General features: G+C 43.8%; 7 protein-coding genes. 3 read left to right on the forward strand and 4 right to left on the reverse strand.

Annotated elements, in window-relative coordinates:
- Positions 1-657: 657 nt before the first annotated feature.
- The 4 genes from QUA40_RS15240 to QUA40_RS15255 all read right to left on the reverse strand — a co-directional run bounded on the left by QUA40_RS15240 (position 658) and on the right by QUA40_RS15255 (position 4,402).
- Complete coding sequence (locus tag QUA40_RS15240) at positions 658-2,646, reverse strand: DICT sensory domain-containing protein (RefSeq protein WP_333127196.1); 1,989 nt, start codon at positions 2,644-2,646, stop codon at positions 658-660.
- A 569-nt stretch (positions 2,647-3,215) separates the two neighbouring features.
- The gene (locus QUA40_RS15245; RefSeq protein WP_333127198.1) at positions 3,216-3,527 is read right to left on the reverse strand and encodes a DUF2973 domain-containing protein; all 312 of its coding nucleotides are present in this window, start codon (positions 3,525-3,527) and stop codon (positions 3,216-3,218) included.
- Positions 3,528-3,685: 158 nt separating this feature from the next.
- On the reverse strand, positions 3,686-4,015 hold the full coding sequence (locus QUA40_RS15250; RefSeq protein WP_333127200.1) for a DUF2605 domain-containing protein: 330 nt from the start codon (positions 4,013-4,015) through the stop codon (positions 3,686-3,688).
- 222 nt (positions 4,016-4,237) lie between these two features.
- On the reverse strand, positions 4,238-4,402 hold the full coding sequence (locus QUA40_RS15255; RefSeq protein WP_333127202.1) for a hypothetical protein: 165 nt from the start codon (positions 4,400-4,402) through the stop codon (positions 4,238-4,240).
- A 23-nt stretch (positions 4,403-4,425) separates the two neighbouring features.
- Between QUA40_RS15255 and thrS the strand changes: the two genes are divergently transcribed.
- From thrS to QUA40_RS15270, 3 genes are all read left to right on the forward strand, one after another.
- Positions 4,426-6,255, forward strand: a complete 1,830-nt coding sequence (gene thrS, locus QUA40_RS15260) for a threonine--tRNA ligase (protein WP_333127204.1) — start codon at positions 4,426-4,428, stop codon at positions 6,253-6,255.
- A 143-nt stretch (positions 6,256-6,398) separates the two neighbouring features.
- Positions 6,399-8,183: an AIPR family protein gene (locus QUA40_RS15265; protein ID WP_333127206.1), complete on the forward strand. Its 1,785-nt coding sequence runs from the start codon at positions 6,399-6,401 to the stop codon at positions 8,181-8,183.
- 120 nt (positions 8,184-8,303) lie between these two features.
- A complete protein-coding gene (locus QUA40_RS15270) occupies positions 8,304-10,235 on the forward strand; it encodes a tetratricopeptide repeat protein (RefSeq protein ID WP_333127208.1) in 1,932 nt (643 codons plus the stop codon).
- Positions 10,236-10,269: the final 34 nt, after the last annotated feature.

The following is a 10,269-nucleotide window of genomic DNA, read 5'->3' on the forward strand; positions in this document are numbered from 1 at the left end:
TCCGGGCGAAACATTTGCATCCTCAACTTTTCACGAATCAACACTGGCGTCGGCAGTGCCTCAACAGATTCGATCGACTTTTACCATCTCACGGCTTGTGCAGGGGAGACTTATACCATTTTGATTTTAGATTTTAGATTGGCCATGACTGATGACTATCGGGGTTTGCAGCTTGCCTCAAGTTGCATTCTTTTTCTTACTGGTATTAATTTTCGGGAGCAGCCCGGTAGTGTTCTGTCGCCAAACCCTAAATTTTGCTTAGGAATGAGAATTAAATAAACTGCAATGCGCGACTCTTATTGTGGGATGGGCGTCTCGCCCGTCCCTTATAGACGGGCGAGACGCCCATCCCACAGGCTGATGCAAATTATTTAATTCATGAGCCTTAAACACCGGGTTTAAGACTGCAAGCGCGTCCTAAATCGGTTTTGATACTTTCGATCCTAAACCTGAACATGGCCGGGTCGCATCACTTTTAAGGCCAATATAACAGGGTGAGGCTTAATGTTGAGAGGGCGTGTATACTCTTTCTCAGGTATAGGAGGTACAGATTTAGATTTTAGATTTTAGATTTTAGATTGGGGAATTGAGAAATTTTTAATTAATTGGTGAATACCTCACACGGTTGATAAGCGCTGTAGCAGTTGTCAATTGAGTCTAAACAGTGGGAATAGTAAAGTGAAATTCACTTCCTCGGTCTTTTCCTGCGGAATCTACCCAAATGTTGCCGCCCCAGCCGGCAACAATCTGTTTGCAAATTGCCAATCCCAAACCAGTACCGCCGGCGCTACGCCGCAAAGCTCCTTCTTCTTGATAAAATCGATCGAACACTACTTTTAAACTGTTCGCCTCTATTCCCCTCCCCGTATCGGCTACGAGCACTTCCACCATCTGAGAACCGTTGCATTTGGCTCTTATGGTCACGTTTCCTTGAGGTGTGGTGAATTTGCAAGCGTTGTCTAGCAGTTTGGAGAGCACCTCCACCAACCACTCTCCGTCAGCTTGTACTAAAGGCAAATCTGCGGACACTTCGGCGATAATTTCCGGTAACTGTTGATCGACAGTGCGCGATCGCACGCTGCTGAGGGCCAAATCAACGCATTCTTGCAGCGTCAGCGATTCTACATTCCATTGAACTCGCCCGCTTTCTAAGTGAGAAAGAGTTAAGAAATCCTGCACGAGTTTCCGCATTCTATCGGCATCACCGAGGGCAGTTTCTAACATGATTTGCCGCAATTCTGCGGGCATATCTGGTTCGGAGTTCAAACTTTCTAGACACACTTGAATAGTAGAAAGTGGAGTGCGGAGTTCGTGTCCGGTGATGGCAATTAGATTGCTACGAGTGCGGTCTAATGCTTCTAATTGTTGGTTAAGTTCTTCTAAATGAGCGTAGGTTTCGGCTTGAATTAAGGCGGCTCCGAGTTGGGTGGCGATCGCCTCTACTAAAGCAATTTCGTCTTCTTCCCAAGCCAAAGTCGATCGGCACTGGTGCATTTCCACCATGCCCAAAACCCGCCCCTGATAAAGCACTGGCACCATTAACCAAGAGACTATTTGCCAATTTTTTACAGTTTGCCCCAAGAATTTTGTATTGACAATCAGCGGGTGTTGTGCTGTGTCTTGGATGTAAACTCGCTCCTGTCGCGCCACCGCGTTGCTCCATATTGGATTTTCCTGCAACAGCCAAGTCTGATCCAGCATGGAACTAGCGCCCGCCCCCAAAAACTCGCGATCGATTTTGACCGCCACATCTGTGGCCTTGCACCGATAAATCAAACACCGGCTTGCCGATAGGGCAGTGCCGAGTTCTTGCACTGCGACTTCGACGATTTCTTGCGGGTTGAGAGACTGCCGCATTGCCGTGGTAATTAAGTTTACCAGGCGTTCTTTACGTTCCTGAGCGGCGATGGCGCTGTATGCTTTGAGCAGTTTGTGCTGACCTGCTTGTAAGTAGGTTACTAAGCGTTCGGTAAAAGCATCGCTCAATTTTGGATTGGGAATTTTTGATTTTTTTCCCGTACTTATGTCGGGTTTCGTGGCTTTGGAAGTGGCGGATTTCCTCGTTTTTTTCGGTGTTTTGACTAGCTTGTAAGTAGTTCGCGCTCGATCGATCTTTTCGGCCAATTCCGGGCGATATTTGACAATTCTATCGAGCAACAATGCGGCAGCTTTGGAGCTTACCTCGCGATCGAACGTCCAAATTCCTTCAAATCTGCGAGCTTGATCCATCAACAGCGGCCCGCGATCGTCCTGGTTGTCGATCGGCACAATTTTTTCTTGACAAATCAGGCAAGTTGAGTAGTGTTCCCCCAGTACCACTAAGTGCCACTCTTTACTTAATCCGTCCTCCGGTGCAAACGCCACAGTTTCGTGACACTCCGAAGCATTTTTAAAGTCAGTTTCCGGTGCTGCCAGCACGTATACCTGAGACGAGCGTGAGGCAATTCGCTGGTAGCGGTGAGCTTCCTGGCGGTAGAAGCGCTCTTGCTGAAAGCTGGCAATAACTAGCGGTTCGTCGGAACCCGCCAAAACTAAGTCTTCCATCGCATGAGACAGGGCTGTCATGGAAGATTTGAAATAAATTTGTGCCCGCAGTTGGGGCAAAGCTTGCAGAACTTCTGCCAGTAGCGAAATAGGGACGATCATCTAGCCTTAAACGTGCATTTTTGCCGATGACAAAACAGGATCGATAGGAGGTTTAGAGCGATCCCTTCTCAGTATCTGGTACCTTTATGCGTCATAACACGACTGTTTAAGTCATATCATGCTAGCAATATCACTTAGACGCATCTAAGCAGAGGTATGCCTCCAAGACCTTGAGCTCATCCCAAAGCCACCTGTTTTTACGTCTAGGTTTTGACGCTAACTCATCTATTCAGGCTTGGATTCGGGCGTTAGCACTCGCACCATTTAGACTTGTTAGGTACCGCTTGCGGATTTCTTGAATTATACTATCCTTGAGCTATTTGATATCAGTGCCATCAGTATCGGTTTTTGGCGATCGATCTCGCTACTCGGCAATTAAACTTTAAAAAAGCGCAAGTAATTAGCCATTAGTTAAAAACTAACGACCAATTATTTTGAGGACTGATCCAAAGAAACCCGGTTTTTACCCACAATCTATGAATAAACCGGGCTTCTGACACCTAGTGTGTAAGTCCTATATTTTTTTTGAGGCATCGCGCCTAAGTATAAATGCTGCGGCTGTGGTTGTATTAGGCTAGTTCGCCCCCTTCGTCATTGCCGCCCGGAGATGATTTGTAGAGAGCATCTAATTGTTCGCGGGCGTCTTGGACAGTCAGCGAACGCATCACTAACAGCGGCTCATTGACAATGTTGCCGTGCTCGTCTAAAAGTTCTGGATGCGGTACAGATTGAGAGCGAGGATGGGATGCGTGGCGATTATTTGCCATGAATTGTTGAGGGCGCTGGGACTCGATACCTACGGTGACGAGACTGCGGATTAAGTTACCGACTGCCAGAAAGGCAAGAACGGTAAAAGCTAAAATATAAAGCAGGTGCAACATTATTTTCTCCTCCGGGCTAAACAGCCACACAGCAATTTACAAATGTGTTTCAGCAAGTAATAACTTATTAACTGGAAATCTGTTTGAGGTCGTCAAGTGGGCCGCCACATTTCCCAAGGTTGGGGATTTGACGGCAAATTTAACTTGAACTCGCTTCCTTATTTTCCTGGGGGAGCTGACTGCAATGAGCGAAAGCGCGACGATACTTGCCAGGATTCGGCGAGCAGTCTGTGCCACGGCATCAGTGCTGCTGTTTCAATCCCAACTTGACCTCCGGTTACTTGAAATAGAGCTTTAGCCGCGCCTACTTCTTGCTGAGCCTGTTTGACTCGCGCCAGCAAGTCAGATTGATCTTCGTCGCTGAGAAAGGGAATTTCTTCAGTTTCTAAGAGTTTTGCCGATCGGTCGAACCAGTAATTGAAATCCTCTAACAGCGGTTCCAGTAACGCTTTGAGCAATTCTGATTCGGGCAAGTTGGAATTAAACATGGATCAAAATTGGGTTATTTATCTATTATAGTCTTAGACGGTCTTTACAAATTGTAACATATTCTTAACAAAAATTCAAGGGTTTCACAACAATTAGTAGGTGGGTGTGAATAAATTTAATTGTGTCAGCATCGATTTTTGAGTCGAAATCCCCAAATTCTGCCAAATTAGTTCGCGAGCTCACGGGTGGTTAGAAAGCGGGTTTTTTCAGGCAATACTTCGTTACACTCCACCAAAATAGTAAAAAATCCGGTTTCTGAGAGTCGGAGTGCGTCCCGCACTAAACGTTGCAACCATCAGGGCCGTTGTTGTAATTTCCCGGAGTGTCCCCCAGCCGGAAGTCGGCGCTTGCTGTCCCAATCTGAGTAAGATAGAAGCAACTGCCACTAAATTAATTGCTAATTCAGCCGATGTCTAGCTCAGAATCCATGTCCCCTCCAGAAGAGTCCGTTAAGATTGAGTTGCCCCGCACGAGTGAGTCGGAGCCACTAAAAAAAATTCGCCACACCACCTCCCACGTTATGGCGATGGCGGTGCAGAAGTTATTTCCCAAGGCCCAAGTAACGATTGGCCCTTGGATTGAAAACGGTTTCTATTATGACTTTGACACTCCCGAACCTTTTACGGAACAGGATTTAAAAGCCATTAAAAAAGAGATGATCAAAATCATCAACCGTAAATTGCCTGTAATTCGGGAAGAAGTCAGCCGCGAGGAAGCCGAACGCAGAATTAAGGAGATTAACGAACCTTACAAATTAGAAATTTTAGAAGGTTTGATCGAACCGATTACTCTTTACCATGTGGGCGAGGAATGGTGGGATTTGTGCGCTGGGCCTCACTTAGAAAATACCAGTGAGTTGAATCCAAAGGCGATCGAGCTAGAAAGCCTAGCAGGCGCGTACTGGCGCGGCGACGAAACCAAAGCTCAGTTACAGCGGATTTACGGCACTGCTTGGGAAACTCCCGAACAGCTAGCAGCATACAAACACCGCAAAGAAGAAGCATTAAGACGCGATCACCGCAAATTAGGTAAAGAATTAGGCTTATTTATTTTTGCCGATGCGGTGGGCCCGGGTTTGCCTTTGTGGACGCCGAAAGGCACTGTTTTGAGAAGTATTTTAGAAGATTACTTGAAACAAGAACAAATCAAGCGCGGCTATTTGCAAGTTGTGACTCCCCACATTGCCAGAGTCGATTTGTTTAAAATTTCCGGTCACTGGCAGAAATACAAAGAAGATATGTTTCCGCTGATGGCGGAGGATGAGGAAGCGGCAGCAAATGAACAGGGTTTTGTGATGAAACCCATGAATTGCCCTTTTCACATTCAAATTTACAAAAGCGAATTGCGTTCCTATCGAGAACTGCCGATGCGCTTAGCGGAATTCGGCACAGTTTACCGCTACGAACAATCGGGAGAATTGGGCGGTTTAACGCGGGTACGCGGCTTTACCGTGGATGATTCCCACTTATTTGTCACGCCGGAACAATTGGATGCAGAATTCTTGAATGTGGTGGATTTGATTCTGTCAGTATTCAAGAGTCTGCAACTGAAAAACTTTAAAGCGCGTTTGAGTTTCCGCGATCCGAACAATCTAGAGAAATACATCGGTTCCGATGAAGCTTGGGAAAAATCTCAAGGTGCAATCCGCCGCGCAGTGGAAACTTTGGGAATGAATTATTTTGAGGGAATTGGGGAGGCGGCTTTTTACGGGCCGAAACTCGATTTCATTTTCCAAGATGTCTTGGATAGAGAATGGCAATTAGGAACTGTTCAGGTAGATTACAATTTGCCTGAACGTTTTGATTTGGAATATGTCGCTGAAGACGGCACTCGCAAGCGTCCGGTGATGATTCACCGCGCTCCTTTCGGTTCTTTGGAACGCTTGATCGGGATTTTGATCGAGCAGTATGCAGGCGATTTTCCGCTGTGGTTGGCGCCGGTTCAGGTGCGCTTGTTGCCTGTTAGCGCGGAGTTTTTGCCGTTTGCGAAGGAAGTGGCGGCGAAGATGAAAATGCTCGGAATGCGCGCTGAAGCTGATGAGAATAGCGAGCGTTTGGGCAAGTTGATTCGCAATGCAGAGAAGGATAAAATTCCGGTGATGGGTGTTGTGGGTGCAAAGGAAGTTGAGGCGAATAGTTTGAATATTCGGACTCGGGCTTCTGGGGAGTTGGGAGCGATTTCGGTTGATGAAGTGATTCGGAGGTTGCAGGCGGCTATTAGTAGTTACGGCGATTTTTAGATCTTGCAAAATTCCACCCTGCAATAATAGACTAATCTATTGCGGGGTGGATATCCTACTTGCTCGCTCAATCCTAAATTTCAAATAAGTTCCAGTAGCCGAACAACTGTAATTATTCACTTCTAAGGGGAGTTATTCAGAACATGACTTTTTCATACCAAACTGCCTTTGATGCTCGCACTGATTTACAAAAGTACAATGAAAATGCTTTAGCTCTTTTTGCATTACAGCTTAGATTTCAAATAGAGGATATTGACACCGTAGCCGCCACCTCTCTCACAGGAGGTGGTGATGATAAAAAATGCGACTTAATCTATGTGGATAAGGAGGCCGGATATATTATTGTTATACAAGCCTATATGGCTGATTTAATTAAAAATCCCAATAAACAGGCTGCATCATCTGATAAAGCTTCTGATCTTAACACCGCAGCAGCCTGGCTATTTAATTCTCCTCTACAGAATCTACCTGAAGGAATTCGCTCTGCTGCTGTAGAAGTTCGGTCTTCACTCAAAGCAAACCAGATTAGATTCGTACAGTTTTGGTATGTACACAACTTACCGGAATCAAAAAATGTTAAAGATGAACTTCAAATGGTAGAACAGACAGTTAAGAATGCCCTGAGAACACAATTTCCCAATTCAGAGGTTGAAAATGTAAGTACCCTAGAAGTAGGTCAAAAAACACTGGATGAGTGGTGTCGTGCTTTAGAGGCTCCTATCTTAGTTACTGATAAGTTTACTATTCCTATATTAGGAGGGTACACTATATCTGACAATGATTGGGAAGCCTTTGTAACAGCTATTCCTATTACATGGCTATATGAAGTATTTCAAAACTATTCTGACAATCTATTTTCTGCCAATGTCCGAGGATATCTGGGAAGTAGAAAAAGTGACAACAACATCAATAATGGCATTAAAAGCACTGCCAAGGATGAGCCAAATAATTTTTGGGCTTTTAATAATGGTATCACAGCTTTAGTATCGGAATTTACATTTAAGGATGCAGAAGCTAACCAATCTCAAGAAATAGGTAGTGCTGATACACTAGAAATTAGCGGAATTTCTATAGTGAATGGAGCGCAGACAACCGGAGCATTGGGTAGTTTAGATACTTCTCCTGACGGTACAGGATATGTACAAGCTAGGTTTGTAAAATGTAATAATATCAGCACGATCAGAAAAATAATTGAATACAACAATAGGCAAAATGTAGTCGAAGCATCTGACTTCCGCAGTAACGATTCAATCCAGCGACGCTTGCGTCAAGAGTTTGCAAATATTCCAGATACAACTTATTCTGGTGGCAGAAGAGGTGGCTCTACAGATGTGATCCGCCGTCCATCTAACTTGTTACCATCTGATACAGTTGCTCAAGCTCTTGCAGCATTTCATCAAGATCCGGTAATTGCATATAATAACAAATCTGATATCTGGAGAGTAGATACGATTTACTCTAAATATTTTCCCGAACAAATATCCGCCAAGCATATTGTATTTGTTTATTCTTTACTTCGCAGTGTAGAGGCTAAGAAACTTCGACTTGTGGATAAGAGTAAAGCAAGCTCTCTGTCTGACGCAGAGGCTAAACAATTGGACTTTTTGCAAAGACGAGGTGCTCACTTCCTAATTACCTCAGCTATTGCTAATTGTCTCGAAACATTCCTGGATCAACAAGTTCCTAATGCTTTTAGAGTTTCTTTTGATACGAAAATTTCACCAGAAAAAGCGGAGAAATTTTGGGAACCAATTGTAGAAATTACTATTCCTTTTTGTCAACACCTGCTTACTGCCGTCGAAAGAAGTCTAAATAATGATGACGCAAAAGACGCAATCAGTAATTTCAAAGCAGTTGTAGAATCAACTAAACAGTATCATGTCTCTAGTTTTCAATCTTTCGCAAAGCTCGTTCAGATTCGCTCTTGAATCTATAGATAATGACAGGGATGCCGATATCCAAATATTGATTGACTTTTATACAATAAGTAAATTAACAGGAGTTAAATCAATGGCTAATCCGTTTCCTGGGATGAATCCTTCAAGCCCTTGAATCAATCCAGGGAAATCGCTGAAAGAGACCGGCAAAGGATAATTGAACTAAATCAAGAGTCTTTTGACCAATTGCTGACGTTTGTCGATATTGTTCCCGACAATGCCTTTGATTTGGGATTTATCGAAAGTAATTTTGCGAAGGATAGGGATGCGATTATTCAGGCATTAATTAGCCATCCCGATTGTCAAGAGATGCAGTTTGAGGTTTGGGATTTTCCCGATCCAGATCTGCGCTTTTTGATGGATGAAATTCTTAAGGTTTTGCCAACTCTCAAAGTTAAACCATACAAGAAGTTAATTTTAATTGTGCGGGGATTGGAACATTCGATCGGGATGACGGGGGAATATCCGCCGATGTTGGTAGATTTGAATTGGGTGCGAGATGCTTATCCGATTCAAGTGCCGCATCCAATGCTTTTTTGTTTGCCGGATTATGCGATTACGCGAGTTGCTAATTTTGCGCCGGATTTGTGGGCTTGGAATTCGGGGACTTTTGTGTTCAAAAATCCTGCAAATACTAGAGATGATGCGGTTTCTCAAACTCTGGATGCTAGCAAAGGGATTACAAATTGCGAGGTGCCGGAAAAGCAGGAACGCATCGATTTATTGAAACGGTTGTTGATGGAATACACTCCCTCGAATGGGCGCGAGGAAACTGAAGGGGATTTGAAAACTCGCATCAGAGTTTTGAATGAGTTGGGAATTGCCTATCGCAGCCGGAGTGAATACACAACAGCAAAATACTATCTAGAACAAGGGTTAGATTTGGCGAAAGATGAAGAATTCAGATATTTAGAAGCAAATACTTTGTATGAATTAGGAATAATTTATGCCAATCAAGGGGAAGTAGCCAGGGCGATCGCATTTTATCAACAATCTCTCGAACTTCAGGAACAGATTGGCAATGTTCAGGGGAAAGCTGCTACTTTGCACCAACTAGCAGGAATTTATGCGAATCTAGGGGAAGTAGCCACGGCGATCACATTTTATGAAGAATCTCTCGAACTTCTGCAAAAAATTGGCGATGTTCAAGGGAAAGCTGCTACTTTGCACAATCTAGCAATAATTTATGGGAATCAAGGGGAATTAGCAAAGGCGATCGCACTTTATGAACAATCTCTCGAACTTAAAGAAAAGATAGGCAATGTTCAAGGGAAAGCTGCTACTTTGCACCAACTAGCAGGAATTTATGCGGATCAAGGGGAAGTAGCAAAGGCGATCACTTTTTATCAACAATCTTTGGAAATTCAGGAAAAGATTGGCAATCTTCAAGGCAAAGCTGCTACTTTGCACCAACTAGCTATTATTTATGCGAATCAAGGGGAAGTAACCAAGGCGATCACTTTTTATCAAAAATCTTTGGAACTTCAAGAAAAGATTGGCAATCTTCAAGGTAAAGCTGCTACTTTGCACCAACTAGCAGGAATTTATGCGAATCAAGGGGAAGTAGCCAAGGCGATCGAACTTTATCAAAAATCTTTGGAACTTTACGAAAAGATTGGCAATGTTCAAGGGAAAGCTGCTAGTTTGCACAATCTAGGAATAATTTATGCGAATCAAGGGGAAGTAACAAAGGCGATCGAACTTTATCAAAAATCTTTGGAACTTCAGGAAAAGATTGGCGATGTTCAAGGGAAAGCTGCAAGTTTGCACTGTCTAGCAATAATTTATGCGAATCAAGGGGAAGTAGCCAAGGCGATCGCACTTTATGAAGAATCTCTCGAACTTGAGGAAAAGATTGGCCATGTTCAAGGGAAAGCTGCTACTTTGCACAAACTAGCAGGAATTTATGCCAAGCAAGGGGAAGTAGCCAAGGCGATCGCATTTTTTGAACAATGTCTCAAACTTCAGGACAAGATTGGCGATGTTAAAGGAAAAGCTGCTATAGCAATCCTAAATGATTTTCTATATCTAGAGCAATCCTAAATGATTTTCTTTGTGTAAGTATATTGACTTATTT

This window comes from Microcoleus sp. Pol11C3 (assembly GCF_036701485.1).
GTDB lineage: Bacteria > Cyanobacteriota > Cyanobacteriia > Cyanobacteriales > Microcoleaceae > Microcoleus.

What these genes read in the sequence shown, in the direction of transcription:
- QUA40_RS15240 (WP_333127196.1), bottom strand. Translation starts at nt 2,646, where the DNA reads ATGATCGTCCCTATTTCGCTACTGGCAGAAGTTCTGCAAGCTTTGCCC.
- QUA40_RS15245 (WP_333127198.1), bottom strand. Translation starts at nt 3,527, where the DNA reads ATGTTGCACCTGCTTTATATTTTAGCTTTTACCGTTCTTGCCTTTCTG.
- QUA40_RS15250 (WP_333127200.1), bottom strand. Translation starts at nt 4,015, where the DNA reads ATGTTTAATTCCAACTTGCCCGAATCAGAATTGCTCAAAGCGTTACTG.
- QUA40_RS15265 (WP_333127206.1), top strand. Translation starts at nt 6,399, where the DNA reads ATGACTTTTTCATACCAAACTGCCTTTGATGCTCGCACTGATTTACAA.
- thrS (WP_333127204.1), top strand. Translation starts at nt 4,426, where the DNA reads ATGTCTAGCTCAGAATCCATGTCCCCTCCAGAAGAGTCCGTTAAGATT.